The organism is Dactylosporangium sp. CS-033363, from assembly GCF_050942475.1.
Lineage (GTDB): Bacteria > Actinomycetota > Actinomycetes > Mycobacteriales > Micromonosporaceae > Dactylosporangium.
The window spans coordinates 9,711,113-9,726,275 of record NZ_CP192032.1 but is presented as its reverse complement, the minus strand read 5'-3'; the positions used below and the strand labels follow the sequence as shown (position 1 = coordinate 9,726,275).

Annotated in this window: 12 protein-coding genes; 6 read left to right on the top strand and 6 right to left on the bottom strand. The window is 72.7% G+C overall.

Features of this window, described 5'->3' with window-relative positions; genetic code table 11:
- Positions 1 to 50 precede the first annotated feature (50 nt).
- The 3 genes from ACQPZ4_RS44840 to ACQPZ4_RS44830 form a co-directional block, all read right to left on the bottom strand.
- Complete coding sequence (locus ACQPZ4_RS44840; protein WP_433050815.1) at positions 51 to 743, bottom strand: SRPBCC family protein; 693 nt, start codon at positions 741 to 743, stop codon at positions 51 to 53.
- Between the two features lie 140 nt (positions 744 to 883).
- Positions 884 to 2,533: a S8 family serine peptidase gene (locus ACQPZ4_RS44835; RefSeq protein WP_433050813.1), complete on the bottom strand. Its 1,650-nt coding sequence runs from the start codon at positions 2,531 to 2,533 to the stop codon at positions 884 to 886.
- 277 nt (positions 2,534 to 2,810) lie between these two features.
- Positions 2,811 to 4,460, bottom strand: a complete 1,650-nt coding sequence (locus tag ACQPZ4_RS44830; protein WP_433050810.1) for a CBM96 family carbohydrate-binding protein — start codon at positions 4,458 to 4,460, stop codon at positions 2,811 to 2,813.
- A 421-nt stretch (positions 4,461 to 4,881) separates the two neighbouring features.
- Here ACQPZ4_RS44830 and ACQPZ4_RS44825 point away from each other — a divergent pair, with 421 nt between their 5' ends.
- Complete coding sequence (locus tag ACQPZ4_RS44825) at positions 4,882 to 5,100, top strand: DUF7455 domain-containing protein (RefSeq protein WP_433050807.1); 219 nt, start codon at positions 4,882 to 4,884, stop codon at positions 5,098 to 5,100.
- A 159-nt stretch (positions 5,101 to 5,259) separates the two neighbouring features.
- Here the strand turns inward: ACQPZ4_RS44825 and ACQPZ4_RS44820 are convergent, their stop codons facing one another.
- Positions 5,260 to 5,433, bottom strand: a complete 174-nt coding sequence (locus ACQPZ4_RS44820; RefSeq protein WP_433050804.1) for a hypothetical protein — start codon at positions 5,431 to 5,433, stop codon at positions 5,260 to 5,262.
- Between the two features lie 161 nt (positions 5,434 to 5,594).
- Here ACQPZ4_RS44820 and ACQPZ4_RS44815 point away from each other — a divergent pair, with 161 nt between their 5' ends.
- On the top strand, positions 5,595 to 7,130 hold the full coding sequence (locus tag ACQPZ4_RS44815; RefSeq protein ID WP_433050801.1) for a putative bifunctional diguanylate cyclase/phosphodiesterase: 1,536 nt from the start codon (positions 5,595 to 5,597) through the stop codon (positions 7,128 to 7,130).
- Positions 7,131 to 7,137: 7 nt separating this feature from the next.
- On the opposite strand, the gene ACQPZ4_RS44810 is transcribed toward ACQPZ4_RS44815, so the two are convergent.
- Positions 7,138 to 8,079, bottom strand: coding sequence for a GGDEF domain-containing protein (locus ACQPZ4_RS44810; protein WP_433050798.1), 942 nt, complete (start codon positions 8,077 to 8,079; stop codon positions 7,138 to 7,140).
- A gap of 110 nt (positions 8,080 to 8,189) precedes the next feature.
- On the opposite strand from ACQPZ4_RS44810, the gene ACQPZ4_RS44805 reads away from it, so the two are divergent.
- Together ACQPZ4_RS44805 and ACQPZ4_RS44800 are read left to right on the top strand one after the other, a co-directional pair.
- A complete protein-coding gene (locus ACQPZ4_RS44805) occupies positions 8,190 to 8,435 on the top strand; it encodes a hypothetical protein (protein ID WP_433050795.1) in 246 nt (81 codons plus the stop codon).
- A gap of 38 nt (positions 8,436 to 8,473) precedes the next feature.
- Positions 8,474 to 10,012, top strand: coding sequence for an ATP-dependent DNA ligase (locus ACQPZ4_RS44800; protein ID WP_433050792.1), 1,539 nt, complete (start codon positions 8,474 to 8,476; stop codon positions 10,010 to 10,012).
- Between the two features lie 4 nt (positions 10,013 to 10,016).
- Here ACQPZ4_RS44800 and ACQPZ4_RS44795 read toward each other — a convergent pair whose 3' ends face one another.
- On the bottom strand, positions 10,017 to 10,841 hold the full coding sequence (locus tag ACQPZ4_RS44795) for an SURF1 family cytochrome oxidase biogenesis protein (protein WP_433050789.1): 825 nt from the start codon (positions 10,839 to 10,841) through the stop codon (positions 10,017 to 10,019).
- A gap of 97 nt (positions 10,842 to 10,938) precedes the next feature.
- Here ACQPZ4_RS44795 and ACQPZ4_RS44790 point away from each other — a divergent pair, with 97 nt between their 5' ends.
- Together ACQPZ4_RS44790 and ACQPZ4_RS44785 are read left to right on the top strand one after the other, a co-directional pair.
- Positions 10,939 to 14,538 (top strand): cobyrinate a,c-diamide synthase, encoded by a 3,600-nt coding sequence (locus ACQPZ4_RS44790; RefSeq protein WP_433050786.1) that lies wholly within the window; start codon positions 10,939 to 10,941, stop codon positions 14,536 to 14,538.
- Positions 14,539 to 15,114, top strand: a complete 576-nt coding sequence (locus tag ACQPZ4_RS44785) for a GNAT family N-acetyltransferase (RefSeq protein ID WP_433050783.1) — start codon at positions 14,539 to 14,541, stop codon at positions 15,112 to 15,114. It begins immediately after the preceding gene.
- Positions 15,115 to 15,163 lie beyond the last annotated feature (49 nt).

Sequence of the window (15,163 nt, the reverse complement as noted above, 5' to 3'; positions counted from 1 at the left end):
TGGCGAAAGGGCGCCGGCCGTTGGCCGACGCCCCGTGTGCCTGATGGCGGTCAGAGTGGCTGCTGCGGCGTGGGCCGCGTGCGCGAGGCGCGCTCGGGCGCGTGGTGCCCGCCGAGGTTGCCGCCGGTCGGCATCGGCTGCGCGGGCCGCTCGTTGGCCGCGTGCGTGATGCCGGAGGCGGAGGCGATGCCGCGCGCGACGGTCCCCGGGTTCGGCCGCGCCCCGGGCATGTTCGCCGGCGACGGCTTGATCTCGCGGGTCGGGGCGCTGCTGCCGGTGCCGCTCGCCGTGATGGTCGTGTTCGCGGTGGTACGCATCGCCGCCGTCTGCGCGGACTCCTCGCAGAACCGCTTGAAGCCCTTGAGGTCGGCCTTGAGCCGGCGGTTGAGCACCTCCACCGCGTGCTCCTCGGCGGGCATCAGCTCGCGCGCGTCGATCTGCAGCTCGGCGATGACCCGCGTCATGTCCCCGGCCATCGGCTCCAGCCGCAGCGCCTCGATGACCTGCGGGCCGTCCGTGGCCTCCCAGCACAGGAACTCGTCCGTGCGGCTCTCGGTGATCCGCGCGTCGAACTCGGCCCGCGTGCCGCCGATGTCGAGCACCATGTGCGCGGTCGAGGCGTCGATCGGGGCCATGCTCATGACGCCGGACATGAACTGCGGATAGTTCTCGAAGTGGGTGAGCTGCTCGTAGGCCACTGCCACCGGTACGGCCACCTCGATCGATTCCCGGGCGGTGCTCATGGTGGTCCCCCTCGCCGTAGAGCTTCTTGGAATGACCACACCGTACGGCCGATTCGCACCCTTTGCGGGTGATTTGCGGGAATGGCGAAGGCCCCCGCCGAAGTCGGCGAGGGCCCTCGTTATCGCTGTTTTCTTGTGGGTCAGACGTTCAGCGTCCAGCCGGTCAGGGTGCCGGCGTCGCCCGCGAAGACGTCCTTGACCTGCAGGGTCCAGGTGCCGTTGCGGACCTCGGAGGACAGGTCGACCGTGTAGGTCGCGGTGCCGAAGGCCACGTCGTCGGCGGCGATGGAGCTCTTGACCTTGTAGTCGGTGCCGTCCGGGGCGATCAGGTCGATGCGCAGGTCGCCGCGGTCGGCGTGGTTGATCGCGACCTTGACGGTGGCGGTCTTGGAGCCGGTGCCGGCGCAGTTCGCGACGACGAGCTTGCTGGCGACGGTACCGCGGTCGGCGATCGCGATCGGCGTGCTGTTCACGGCCGGGGTGCAGGTGGCCGGGGTGCTCGGCGTGGCCGGGGTGGCCGGGGTGGTGACCGGCGTGGCCGGGGTCGTGACCGGCGTGGTCGGCGTGGCCGGGGTGGTCACCGGGGCGGCCGGGGTGGTGGCGCCCAGCGTGCCGGTGAAGAGCAGCTTGTTCGGCGAGCCGCTGCCCGCGCTCTTCACGACGCCGTTGGTGGCGGCGGCGACGAGGGCGTCACGGACCTGCTGCGGCGTGGCGGTCGGGTGCGCGGCCAGGTACAGGGCGGCCGCACCGGCAACCTCGGGGGTGGCCATCGAGGTGCCGCTCATCTTCTGCGTGCCGGTGTCGGACGCCTTCGAGCTGGAGGTGATGTTCACGCCCGGCGCGAAGATGTCGAGGCAGTTGCCGAAGTTGGAGAAGCTGGCGCGGGTGTCGTTGCTGTCGGTCGCGCCGACGGTGATCGCCTCCGGCAGGCGGGCCGGGGACTTGGTGCAGGCGTTGGCGGAGTCGTTGCCGCCGGCGACCGCGTAGGTCACGCCGGACGCGATCGACTTCTTGACCGCGTTGTCCAGGGTGGCGCCCGCGGAACCGCCGAGGCTCATGTTCGCCACGGCCGGCTTGACGGCGTTCTTGGTGACCCAGTCGACGCCGGCGATGATCTGCGAGTACGAGCCGCCGCCGGAGCAGTCCAGCACGCGCACCGCGACGAGCTTGACGTCCTTGGCCACGCCGTAGGACTTGCCGCCGACGGTGCCGGCCACGTGGGTGCCGTGACCCTGGCAGTCGCTGGCGTCCGCGTCGTTGTCGACGAAGTCGTAGCCGGAGCGCACGCGGCCGGCGAACTCGCTGTGCGTCATGCGGACGCCGGTGTCGATGATGTAGGCCGTGACGTTGCTCGCCGGGCCGTACGTGTAGTTCTTGTCCAGCGGCAGCGCCTTCTGGTCGATGCGGTCCAGGCCCCAGGTGGCGTTGGACTCGGTCGACTCGACCTGCACGCGGCGGTCCTGCTCGACGTAGGCGACGGCCGGGTCGGCCGCCAGGCGGCGGGCACCCTCGGCGCTCATCTGCCCGGAGAACCCGCGCACCGCGCTGTCGAAACGGTCCTTGACCTTGCCGCCGACCTTGCCCGCGAGGGCGTCCGAGGTCGTCGAGCTGCCGTCCTTCATGACCACGATGTACTGGTCCTTGAGCGCACCCGGGGCGTCCGTGTTCTGCACGGTGCCCTGGGCCGGCGCGGCGAAGGCGGCGGCGCCGAACGTGAAAGCGGTAGCGGCCGAGGCGGCGGTGCCGAGGACGATTCCGGTAATGGCGCGACGGGCGATGTTCTTCGTCATTATGTCTGCATCCCTTTACGGTTAGCCGGCATATCGTTGCGTCATAAGATTTGCCGAGATTCAGTGGTGCATTTCCTTGCTGAAACAAGATTGCGGCACCCGGGTGGTTGCTCCGGGACCACGCAGGTAGCAGGGCAGTTGCCGGGCTTCCGGCCGCGCTGGCCGGCCCCGGTTGCCGCCGGTTGCCGAACGGTTTCGCGCGAATGTTGAGGAAAATGGCGAAGGCCGCCAGGGCATTTCGTCCTGACGGCCTTCACTCACCGGGGGGAACCGGGAATCAGAGCTGCACGTCGAAGCGCGGGTCGGCGGCGATCTTCTTGAAGCCGGCGAGCGCCTCCGGGGTGTCGTCCATGCGGATGTCGTGGCCGCTCTGGTCCTTGGCGGTCTCGAAGTACACCAGACCCTTGATCTGGGGCATCTTGGCGAGCTGCGGGAGCACAGTGGCGTACACGTCGGCCTTGTTCTTGCCCTGGACCGTCTTCGACGAGTCGTAGACGCCCCACTCGGCGACCATGATCGGCTTGCTCGGGTGCTTGGTGGTGGCCCAGGTGTAGAAGCCGGGGAACTTCGGGTCGTTGGTGCGGTTCATCAGGTAGTTGAAGTCGCCGTAGTGGAACGCGCCCTTCTCGGCGTTGTTGTACGTGTCCACGCCGACCCAGTCCACGACGTCGTCACCCGGGTACAGGTCGCCCCACCACGCGGTGTTGTTCCACTTCTCGTAGTTCATGTACGCGACGGTGAACACGGCGTTGGTGACGCCGTCGGCCTTCAGGCGCAGCGCGGTGTGGCGGAACATGGCCGCGAAGTCCTTGGCGGTCTGGCCGGAGCCGGCCGCCGGGTTCACGTCGTTCTCCGGCTCGTGGTGCAGCACCAGGAAGAACGGCTTGGTGGCGAAGTTGGCCTTGAGGTAGGCGGCGGCCTTGTCGATGCGGGCGTCCTGCGCGCCGGCGGCGACCTTGGCCCACGTGGTGCCGTAGCCGACCTTCCAGTTCAGCATCAGGGTGCGCGGGTGCGCCGGGTCGTTGGTCATGGCGATCTCGTCCTTGGTCGGCCAGACCTCGTCGCCCTTGTGGTACGTGTGGTAGATCGTCGACGTCCGGCCGGACTTGGCCTCGAACGTCTTCAGGGCCTCGTCGCGCGGCACGTCGGAGAAGCCGCCGGCCGCCGCGCCCCACAGCACGCCGCAGGTCGGGACGAGCTTGACGTCCACCTTGCAGTTGGCCGGGGTGGTCGGGGTGGTGGTGACCGGCGTGGTCGGGGTCGTGGTGACCGGGGTCGTCGGGGTGGTGACCGGCGTGGTGGCGACCGGCTTGGTCGGCGTGGCCGGCTTCGTCGCGACCGGGCGGGCCACGTTCACGTCGAGCGCCGGCTGGCCGGTGGTGGCCTCGGCCGAGCGGAAGCGGGCCTGGGCGTTCGCGACCGTGGAGGTGATCGCGAAGGTGTACGTCCCGGCGCCCTTGACGACCGAGCTGACGTCGAACGTCACGGCGTTGGCGGTGGCGGACGGCTTCACGGTGGCGACCACGGCGCCCAGCTTCGGGGCGGTCTTGCCGGTCAGCGACTTCTCGGTCCACGCGGTGTCGGCCACGCGGCTGAGCGACACCGAGGCGGGCAGCGCCTTGGCGGCGTCGCGGGTCAGCGTGACCTTCGCGCCCTTGACGGTGCCGGTGCCCAGCGGGCCGACCTTGAACTTGACGTACCCGGTCAGCGTGTCACCGGCGTTGCGGCCGACGGCCAGCGTCGGGGCGGCGCCGAAGTTGTAGGTGGGCCGGGTGGAGGAGCTGTAGGTGTCCTCCGCGGCGCCCGAGCGCACGACGTCGGTCGTCTCCGCAGCGGCGGCGGCACCGCTGTGGATCATGGGGCCGAAACCGGCACCCAGCGCAAGCGCGGCGATCGGCATGAATGTGCGGGCGTTGCGGCGAATCATCTATTCAAAGCCCTTCCGTGGCTGGTGGAATCCTGTGGATCAGGTATTGCGTCCGGCGTTGTCATCCGGACCTCCACAAGATTCGGCAGTCCGGGTTACGCCCCTGGTTCGCCGCAAGTTGCCGTTGGGTTGTGCGCCAGCCGGCGGGTCTGTCCACTGTGGATTTGTGCCGTGTGCGCCACGCTCAGTGCCACCCTTCCGGGGGCCTGGTGTCGAAATGTTGCCGAGCGGGTATGTGAAGCGCCCCAGTGATGCATCAGACGAACGGACAGAGGTGGCAACCGACTGGCGACCCAATGCCAACGCTTCCGAACTAGGCGGTCAAATCCGGCGAACGTAATGTTGGTCAGGTACGACGCAAGACACGGATAAGCCACAAATCGGACCGCAACTTCCCCGTCGCGACCTCGAGGAGACTGAGATGACCCCGATGCTGATCTCGCGCCCGGCCGTTCACGTCGTCCCCGAGCTGGCAGGTGAGCGCTGCGACAGCTGCGGCGCCGCGGCGAAGGCGATCGTGACCTTCGGTGCCGCCGGCGACCTGGCCTTCTGCGGCCACCACGCGAAGAAGTTCGCGGATCGGATCACGGCTACGGCGGACAAGGTCGTGGTGGAGCAGGGCTTCGACTGGCGGAGCTAGTTTTTCTTGCATTCTTCGTAGACAGGGCGTCGCGGCTTCCTCCTGGGCCGCGGCGCCCTTTTTCGTGCCGATAAGTCGGGCGCTGACGCGCCGCGACTTATCGGATTTATACCCCGACAGGGTTTATGTCGGATTACTCCGGTTTTTCGGCATGATCGTCTAGCGCCGGCCGAACAGGGCGGCGATGCGGCGCTGCCAGCCGACCAGCACGCGCGGCGGGCGGTCGTGGGTGTGGTTCCGCGAAGCGTGGGCGTGCCGGTGCGGCCGGTTCTCCCGGTGCTCCGGGACCCCGGGAACTCGGTGGACGAGGCGGTGCAGCAGGTTGTCGGGCATCGCGGCCTCCGTTGACGTACGTCGTACCCCGTGGACGTATGGTGTACGTCATCGACGTTAGACGTACGGTGTACGTCGCGTCAACGGGGACGTTGACGACGCCATCAGCGTGTTGACCGTTAAGTCGGAAATATCGGACATTTGCCCGATAGCATTCGTGTGTGCGTCGCAAGCCGAGCCCTGGTCCGCGGCGGCCCGGGCTCGTGGGCCGCGAGACGGGGCTGCTCGTCGCCGTGTGGGTGGCCGGGGCGGCGTTTCTGGCCGCGGTACCGGCGCTGCTGCACGAATTCTCGTCCCTGCTGGCCGGCTGCGTCGCGCTCGCGGCCGCCGCCGTCGCCGTGCTGCTGCTCCGCGCGCGGTCGCGGCGGCTGGCCTCCTCGCTGGAGCACTCCTCCGAGCGGCGGCGCGGCCTGGAGCGGGCCCTGCGGGAGCGGGCCACCACCGACCCGGTCACCGGCCTGGCCAACCGCGCGCTGCTCACGGCGGTACTCGACGGGCGCGGACCGGTACGCGGGCCCGACCTCACCCTCATGCTGCTCGACCTCGACGGCTTCCAGGCGATCAACGACGAGCTCGGGCACGCGGCCGGCGACGCGCTGCTGCTGGAGGTGGCCCGGCGGCTGCGGTCCGCGCTGCCCAAGGCCGACCTGCTGGCCCGCCTCGGCGACGACGAGTTCGCCGCCGTCTGGCGCGGCGCGGCCCCGTCCGGCGCGGCCGAGCGGGCCCTGGCGCGGCTGCGGCCCGGGTACCGCCTCGAGGAGCGCACCGTCTACCTCACCGGCAGCGCGGGCCTGGTCGTCGCCGACGGGAGGCGCAGCTCGGCCGAGGTGCTGCGCGACGCCGGGCTGGCCCTGCAGGCGGCCAAGGACGGCGGCCGGGACCGCATCGTCCGCTTCGAGGCCGGCCTGCGCACGGCCGCCGACCGCCAGCGCGAGCTCGCGGCCGGGCTGCGGCGGGCGCTGCGGGAGGGCGAGCTGGAGGTGTACTACCAGCCGGTCGTACGCCTCGCCGACGGCCGCATCACCGCCGTGGAGGCGCTGCTGCGCTGGTTCCCGCCGGGCGCGGAGGCGATCCCACCCGGTGTGTTCATCCCCGTCGCCGAGGCCACCGGCCTGATCGTGCCGCTGGGCTGGTGGGTCCTCGAACGCGCGTGCGCGCAGGCCCGGGAATGGCACGAGCGGTCCGGGATCAGCGTGACCGTCAACGTGGCCGCCCACCAGCTGCGCGAGCCGGACTTCGTGGACCGCGTCCGCGCGGCCCTGACGGCGGGCGGCCTCCCGGCGAGCGCGCTGGTGCTGGAGGTGACGGAGAGCACCCTGGTCGCGGACGCCGAGTCGACCGCCCGCCTGGACACGCTGCGCGCGGACGGGGTACGGGTCGCGATCGACGACTTCGGCACCGGGTACTCCTCCCTCGCCTACCTCGTCCACCTGCCCGTCGACGTCCTGAAGATCGACCGCACCTTCCTGGCCACGGCGGTCGACACCACGCTGATGCGGGCGATCCTGCAGCTGGCGGGCGGCTTGTCCCTGCAGACGGTCGCGGAGGGCGTGGAGACCGAGGACCAGGCGGCCACCTTGCGGGCGCTCGGGTGCGAGCACGCGCAGGGCTTCCTGTTCTCCCGCCCGGTGCCGCCGGTGGAGATCGCGCCGCTGCTGTCGGGCCGCCTCGAACTGGGCGCCGCCCGCGCGGGCTAGCGGTTCGTCAGGCGGCCTCGAGCTTCGTGCGGCGCGGGCGCGGCAGTGGCGCGGGCCAGTCCTCGGTCTCGGCCGGCGGGCGGCTCGGGCCCGCCTCGTCGACCGCGATCCAGTCGCGCGTCGCCGTGGCGCTCGCGACGACGCGGTCGCGGCCGGTGCGCTTGGCGGCGTAGAGGGCGCGGTCGGCCAGGGGGATCAGCTCGTCGGGGTGGGCGGTGTCGGCGGGGAGCAGGGCGGTACCGGCGGAAATGGTCACGGAGCGCAGCACCCCATCGCCCAGGTCGAGCGCGGCCGCGCCGATCGCCGCGCGCACCCGGTCGGCCAGGTCGGCCGCGCGGGTGGCGTCCGCGCCCGGGACGAGCAGGGCGAACTCCTCGCCGCCGTAGCGGGCGACGGCCACGCCCGGGCCGGACGTCGCGCGCAGCGTGTCCGCGACCGTGCGCAGGACCCGGTCGCCCGCGGGGTGGCCGAACGCGTCGTTGATGCGCTTGAACCGGTCGAGGTCGAGCAGGACGACGGCGGCCGGGCGGCCCGGGGCCAGGTCGCGCAGGCGCTCCTCGAAGGCGCGCCGGTTCTCCAGACCCGTCAGCGCGTCGGTGGCCGCGATCCGGTGCTGGCGCGCGATCTCCGCCGCCATGCGCCCGAGGACCAGCAGGAACAGCAGGGCGCTGACGGCCGCGACAACCGGGACGTCGTGCGTTCTGCCGCGGGTGTACTGCACGAGCAGTACACCCGGAGCGAACAGCGCACCGAGGACCAGGGTGAGCGGGCCGGCCGGGCGGGGGAGCCGCGGCCGGGGGAGCGCGATCACGGCGAGCAGCACCGCGGGCACCACCAGCAGGGCGCCCCGCCGGTCGAGGAATGCCCAGCTGAGCAGGCCCGCAGCGGTGGCCGCGACGCCGGCGTCGAGCAGTGCCGGGGCCGACCTGCGCTCACGGAACGTATTCACACCGCTATTTTCCGTCATTTGGTCAAGCGGATCCAACCCTGTCTGCAACCCGACGGGCACGGTCGTGCTCTGCGCGAAGCGTGGACTTGAGGCAGCGAAGGGAGCACAGCATGACGCCACAGCTGCTCGAACACGTTCGCGCGGAGGCACTGTTCGTGTCGGACGTGCAGTCGACGGACCCGCTTGATCCGGAGCACATCCGGGAGGCGGTCATGGTCAGCGTCCGCCGGCACGGGCCGCGCGGGTGCGCCGCGCTGGTCGCGCACGAGTTCGGCGAGCACCCGGACACCGCCGTGAGCCGGATGGGCTGGGTGCTGGACTGCATCCGCCGCGCCTACGCCCGCGCGATGGCCTGAACCCGTTTTTTGTCGTACCCCTGCGCGAGAATCCCGGTATGCGATTCGAGCGGCTGGCAGAGGTGTCCCGGGCGGTGGCGGCGACGAGCGCGCGCAACGCCAAGATCGACCTGCTGGCCGCCGCGCTGCGCGACCTGGCCGCCTCCGGGGACGGGCGGACGGTGGCCGCGGGGGCCGGCTATCTCGCCGGTGAGCTGCGCCAACGCCAGACCGGGGTGGGCTATGCGAGCCTGCGCGACCTGCCCCCGCCGGCGGCCGAGCCGTCGCTGAGCGTCGGCGACGTCGACCTGGCCTTCGAACGCATGGCCGCCCTCGCCGGCAAGGGCTCGCAGGCCGCCCGCCGGGCCGAGGTCGACGCCCTGTTCGGCGCCGCGACCGACGTGGAGCGCGGCCACCTCGTCGGGCTGCTCAGCGGCGAACTGCGCCAGGGCGCCCAGGCCGGCCTCCTCGCCGACGCCGTCGCCCGCGCCGCCGACATCCCCTCCACCGCCGTGCGCCGCGCCCTGCTGCTCGCGGGCGATCTCAAGGCCGTCGCCGCCGACGCGCTCCTGCACGGACCCGCGGCCCTGGACGCATACCGGCTCACCGTCGGCCGCCCGCTCGCCCCGATGCTCGCCTCCAGCGCGCCCAACGCCACCGAGGCCCTGACCGGCACCGGCCTCCCCGCGGCCGCCGACATCAAGATCGACGGCATCCGGATCCAGGTCCACAAAAGCGCCGAGACCATTTCTGTGTACAGCCGGAGCCTCGACGACATCACCGCCCGCCTCCCCGGCGTCGTGGCCGCCGTCGCGGCGCTGGACGCGGCCGCGATCGTCCTCGACGGCGAGGCGGTCGGCGTGGATCCCGGCACCGGCCGCGCCCTGCCGTTCCAGGAGACCTCCAGCCGCGCGGCCCGGCGCGACGGGGTGTCGATCCTGCACCCGTTCTTCTTCGACGTCCTGCACCTCGACGGCGAGGACCTGCTCGACCGGCCGGCGGGGGAGCGGTGGGCGGCGCTGGAGCGGGTCGTACCCGAGCCGCTGCGGGTCGGCCGCACCATGGTCGACTCGCCCGAGCAGGCCGAGGAGGCCTTCGCGTCGGCGGTCGCGGCCGGCCACGAGGGACTGGTCCTCAAGTCGGTCTCGGCGCCGTACGACGTGGGCCGCCGCGGCGGGGCCTGGGTCAAGGTGAAGCCGCGCCACACGCTCGACCTGGTGGTCCTGGCCGTCGAACGGGGCCACGGCCGCCGGCGGGGCTGGCTGTCCAACCTCCACCTGGGCGCCCGCGACCCGGAGACCGGCGGGTTCGTGATGCTCGGCAAGACCTTCAAGGGCATGACCGACGAGATGCTGCGCTGGCAGACGGAGAAGCTGCAGTCCCTGGCCGTCTCGGAGTCCGACTGGGTCGTCACGGTGCGGCCGGAGCTGGTGGTCGAGATCGCCTTCGACGGGGTGCAGACCTCGCCCCGCTACCCGGGCGGGGTGGCGCTGCGGTTCGCGCGGGTGCTGCGGTACCGGGAGGACAAGACCCCCGCCGAGGCCGACACGATCGACGCCGTCCGCGCCATCCACAAGGGCGCGCCGCACGGGTCGTAGGGCTTCAGCGCGGGGCCTCGTGCAGCTGGTCCCTGTCCTCGTCCTCGTCCTCTTCTTCGTCATCGTCGTCCAGCAGGTCGTCCGGGCGCGGGCCGCGGCCCTCGCGGCGGGCCAGGTAGACGAAGCCGTAGAGGGTCATGGCGGCGAACAGTCCCCACTGCAGGACGTAGCCCGCGTTCTGCAGGGCGTTCTGCTTCTCGGCCGGCACCGCGACGAAGCCCGGGGCGGGTTCGTCGGCGCTGACGTAGGCGTCGAACAGGGCGTACGGCATGGTGGGCGCGATCGCGCTCGGCGTGATGCGGCGGATCTCCGCGTGGCTGGAGACCTCCTGCGGGCGGCCGCCCCGGCTCTCCGGGGGACGCAGCCGGCCGGCGACGGTGACGGTGCCGGAGGGCGCGGCGGGCACGTCGGGCGTGGTCGAGGCGCCGGCGGAGGCGGGCCGGACCCAGCCGCGGTCGATCAGGACCGCGGTGCCGTCCTGCAGCACGAGCGGCGTGAGCACCTCGAAACCGACGGCGCCCTCGACCGTGCGGCCGCGGACGAGGATCTCGTGCTGCGGGTCGAAGCGGCCGGTCACGGTGACCCGGGTCCACTCGGAGTGCTCCGCGGGCTCCGGTCCGACCGTCCCGGCGCCCCCGTGCGGCGCGCCGACGACGTCCGTCAGCGCCACCGGGGTGGCGGAGGTGCCCGCGTCGATCCGGGCGTTGATCTCCGCACGCTGGTGGTAGCGGTCGAGCTGCCACAGGCCGAGCAGCACCATGACCGCCGCCGCGGCCAAGGTCAGCGCGGCGTAGCCGAGCCACCGGGGCGACGCGAGAAACCGGTACACAACCATGCACGGTAGCCCGTCCACTTTGCGGACGGTCATGGTGGCGCCCGTTCGGTATCGTCCGGGTCACACGTATGCCTGAGGGCCGGAGGAGCACATGAGCACGATCCCGCGGCTGGTGATCAGCGCCCCGTCGTCCGGTCACGGCAAGACGGCCGTGTCGGTCGGGCTGCTCGCGGCGCTGTCCGCGCGTGGCTACCGCGCCGCCGGGTTCAAGATCGGACCGGACCACGTCGACGCCTCCTACCTGGGGCTCGCCGCCGGCCGGCCCGGCCGCAACCTCGACCCGCGCATGGTCGGCGCGAAGCGGATGGGGCCGCTGTTCGCGCACGGGGCCGCGTCGCTGGACATCGCCGTCGTCGAGGGGACGATGGGGCTGTTCGACGGGCTGGCCGGGCGTACCGACAGCGAGTCCACCGCGCAGATCTCCGGCCTGCTGCGCGCCCCGGTGATCCTGGTCGTCGACGTCGGCGCCATGGGGCAGTCGGTCGCGGCGCTGGTGCACGGCTTCCGCGCGTACGACGAACTGCTCTGGCTCGGCGGCGTCATCCTCAACCGGGTCGCCTCCACCCGCCACGAGCAGCTGCTGCGCGAGGCGCTGGACGACATCGGGGTGCCGGTGCTGGGCGCCCTGCGCCGCCACGCGCTCACCGACGCCGGCGAGACCGGGGCCCCGCTGCCCTCCCGCCACCACGGCGTCGCCCCGGTGGTGCACCACAACCTGGACGCCGTGCGCGCCGTACGCCGCCTCGGCGAGGTCATCGCCGGCGCCGTCGACATCGACCGCACCATGGCCCTGGCCCGCTCCGCCCCGCGCCTGACCTCCGACCCGTGGAGCGCCGAGGCCGAGATCGCCGCGGCCGCCGAGTCGCAGTCGTCGCTCGCCGCCACCCGCATCGGCCGCCGCCCGGTGATCGGCGTGGCGTTCGCGTACCCGGAGACCGCCGAACTGCTCACCGCGGCCGGCGCCGAGGTCGTCCCCTTCGACCCGCTGCGCGACGAGGTCCTCCCGGCCGGCGTCGACGGCCTGGTCATCGGCGCCGCCCTCCCCGAGTCGTACGCCGAGGAACTCACCTTCAACGGCCGCCTGCGCACCGCCGTGGCCGCCCACGCCGCGGCGGGCAAGCCGATCGCGGCCGAGGGCACCGGCCTGGTCTGGCTCTGCCGCGACTACAACGGCCGCCCGATGTGCGGCGTCGTGGACGCCTCGGCCCGCGAGACAGACCTGGTGGTCCTGGGCTACCGCGAGGCCACGGCCCGCTCGTCCTCGGTCATCCTGCCGGTCGGCGCCCAGGTCATCGGCCACAAGATGCACCGCACGAGCATCACCCCCAGGGCCGGCCTCCAGGCCGCCTGGACCTGGGCGGGCGGCCCGGCCGAGGGCTTCGTCCAGCGCGGCGTCCACGCGTCGTACCTCGGCCTGCACTGGGCCGGCACCCCCGCGATCGCGTCCCGCTTCGTCACCGCGGCGGGTGCGACGGCCGCCCCGCAGCCCGGGTTGTGGAGCACCCCGTCGACGAGCCCGTACGGCCGGCCCTCGGTCCCCGTCATGACCTTCCCGACCGCCCCGATGCTGTCGGCGGCGACCCCGGTCACGGCGATCCCGGCGGCGGCCCCGGTCACCCCGGCGATGGACGACATCGCCGGCGGCACCCCGAGCTACGCGGCCGACTACACGACCCCGGATGCCCCGCCGCCCCGCCTGCCGGCCGCGATCCCCGGCTCGATCCTGGCCAGCCCGGCCGGCCCGGGCTCGATCGCCGCCGCGGCCACTCCGGGCCCGATCACTCCTTCGGCTGACGCGAGCTCGGCCGCCGGTCCGGCTGCCCCGGGCACGGTCGCCGCTTCTGGCGTCGCGGGTTCGGTCGCCGGTTCGGGTGTCGCGGGCACGGTCGCCGGTTCGGGTGTCGCGGGCACGGTCGCCGGTTCGGGTGTCGCGGGCACGGTCGCCGGTTCGGGTGTCGCGGGCACGGTCGCCGGTTCGGGTGGCGCGGGCTCGGTTGCCGCGTCGGGCGGCCCAGGCTCGCACGCCGGGTCGAGTGGCCCGAGAGATCCGTTTGCCCAGCCCAACGTCCTCGCAGTGGCCACCCCGACCACTGCGGCGGCCGCCGGGTGGAGCGCCGAGACCGCGGCCGCGGGCAGTGACCCGATTCCAGGCTGGACCGCCCCTGCCGCAGGTGCCCCGATCCCGAGCTGGATCGCCCCGTCCGCCGCGGCGGGCGATGCGGCAGCTCCCGGCTGGACCCCCGCGTCGGCTGCGGCGGGCGATGCCGCGGCGCCGGGCTGGACCGCCGCGTCGGGCGCGCAGGCCATGCCGACCGTTCCGGCGACTGCCTCGGCGACCGGGTCGTATCCGGTGACCGGGACGACCTACCGGGCCGCGGTGCCCGCCAGCGCGCCGACCTCGCCAGGGGCGTCGTCACCGTTCGGGCCCGCGCTGGGACCGGCGATGCCGACCCCGTGGACCTCGTCCGACCCTGCTCCGACGGGCTCCGCGTCTGTCCCGGCGGCCTCGTCGTCTGCCGCTGCCGGCTCCGCCTCGGTCCCGGCCGCGTCGGTTTCCAGCCCCGCCGCTTCCGTGGCGGCCGTTTCCGCTCCGGCCGGCTCCGTTTCCGCGGTTCCGGTTTCGGCTGTCCCGGTTTCCGCTCCCGGTGGCTTCGTTTCGGGCCCGACGCCGCTGACCCCGCCGCCGAGTGGCTCGGTCTCCGGTGTGCCTGCCTCGACCGTTCCGGTTTCTGGTTCCGCTGGATCGAGCGTTCCGGTGTCTGATTCTGCCGGTTCCAGTGCTCCGATCTCCGGCCCCGCCGGGCCGAGTGCTTCGGTTTCCGGCCCCGCCGGGTCGAGTGCTTCCGTTTCCGGTCCCGCCGGGTCGGGCCCAGGTTCGCCCGCGGCCGCGGGTGTGACGAACGAAGAGCCTGCGGAATTCGGCCATGTCGGTTCGGTTTCCGGGTCCTCCACCTCCAGTGCTTCCGAGCGGCCCGCCGGCTCGGGCTTCATCCCCTCATCGGTTTCCGAGGGCGGTTCGGTTTCCGCCACCACCCGGGGTTCGGGGAGTGCGTCAAGCGACATTTCGGACACCAGCAACGCCGGCGATGAGGCCACGACGGTGTTGGGTGTGGCTGGTGGTGGGGGTGGGGACGGCGAGGCGAGCGTTGGGGTGCCTTCCGCGGGGAACGGGCCCGCGGTGGCGAGCGGGCTGCCATCGTCTTTGGTTGTGCCCGTCCAGAGTTCCGCCGCTCAGCCCGTCTCATCGCCCTCCAGTTCGCCGGTTTCGGGGTCGGTGACGGGGCCGATCACCGCGTACGGGCCGGGGGGTGTCGCCGGGCCGGGGCCCTCGACCTCGGCCGCCGTGCCGGTTTCGTCGGCGCCCATGCCCGTGTTCGCCGAGTCCGCGCCGCAGGCCTCCGCGCCCGTGTCCGCTGCGCCCGGTGGGGTCACCGCCATGCCGGCCGGTGAGGCCGAGCTTCACGGGGACGTGGCCGAGGCGCCCGTGTCCGCGCCGCCGGTTTCGGGGCCGCCGGCCACGGGGCGTTCTGTCGGAACTGCGTCGATTCCCGTTGTGTCCGTGTCGGGGCCCGTCTCGGCGCCTCCCGGTTCGGTAGTGTCCGGTTCCGTGCCCACATCGCCAGTTTCGGGAAGCGCGTCCGAAGACGAAGCCGCCAAAGGTAAGAACGGTGACGGGGACGAGGCGGCCTGAGTGTCGACCTGGTCGGTGGCGCTGCGGCGCTTTCCCTCGCTGCTCGTCGAAACGCCGCGGCTCACCGTGCGGCCGCTCTGTGCCGATGACGACAAGCGGGTCGGGGAGATCTTCGCCGACCGGCTCGTCCGGCGGTGGCTTCCGGTCGCGGCCGACGAGCTGGAGGCCTTCGACGGCTACGCGTGGTGCACCGAGCTGGCCGTCGAGCGGCGGGACAGCGGCGCCGGGGACCACTACGGCATCGTGCGGCGCGAGGACGAGCGGCTCGTGGGCTGTCTGTGGACCAAGAACACGGACTGGCTGACGCGGTCGACCGAGATCGCGTACGCGGTGGCCGCCGACGCCCGCGGGTTCGGGGTCGCGCCCGAGGCCGTCGACGTGCTCGCGCTGTCGCTGCTGCTCGAGCACCGGTTCCAGCGTATCGAGCTGCGGGTCGCGCCCGGGAACGTGGCGTCGCGGCGGGTCGCGGAGAAGGCCGGGTTCACGTACGAGGGACTGATGCGCAACGCCGGCTCCCTCGCCAGCGGCCGGGTCGACCTCGAAAGCTGGTCGCTCCTCCCGTCGGACATTCGCTGAAGACCCGCCAGACGAACGCGCAAACGCGCAGCCACCAAACGCGCAAACG